At 34.3% G+C, this 536-nt stretch carries 2 protein-coding genes; both read right to left on the bottom strand.

From position 1 onward, the window contains the following. Positions 1-327: hypothetical protein (locus tag V3W49_RS23020; RefSeq protein WP_500148305.1), on the bottom strand; the 327-nt coding region annotated here is incomplete at its 3' end. Between the two features lie 4 nt (positions 328-331). Then, positions 332-536, bottom strand: a 205-nt coding sequence (locus tag V3W49_RS23025) for a hypothetical protein (protein ID WP_500148306.1), incomplete at its 5' end; no start/stop codon positions are given.

Consider the following 536-nt stretch of genomic DNA (forward strand, 5'->3'; position numbering starts at 1 on the left):
TGGGATTTGGCTTCTTAGTGTAAGTTGTGAATCACTGACTTCTGCTCCTCCAGAGAGTTTGTAACCAATTTCATCGAGATTTGCGTGTAGATTCAAAGTCATTGGAATTCCATCTACAACAAGATTCATCTTAGATGTAGTACTTTCAAGATATTTGACCTGGTGATATTTTTGATCTAAAATAAATTCTATTCCACGAGTATCCATGTTTAAAATTTTCAAATTTTGTTCTCTGTCGTTTATTTTAATTACATATTCTGAATTACCTGAGTTTTCTATAATTTCTCCATTGAATGTTCCCTCAATGTCTTCTATTTTGTATTCCATTGCTTCAATCGAGTTGGCTCTTCCAACGTGTGCTATTTTCGGTTGTGGACTTTACTCTGCTTTTAAAGTATTCCGAATGAATAACGGCTGCAGCCAAAGCAGCATCTTTGTTTGTTTCCTTGTCTGCTTTGATATCGGCTGTCAATCTATCTAAAATTCCATATCGTTTCAAAAAGTCTGTTGACAAATCTCCTTTTTTGTATTCTTCA

The organism is Rosenbergiella sp. YN46 (assembly GCF_036620675.1).
In the GTDB taxonomy this organism is placed as follows: Bacteria; Pseudomonadota; Gammaproteobacteria; order Enterobacterales; family Enterobacteriaceae; genus Jejubacter.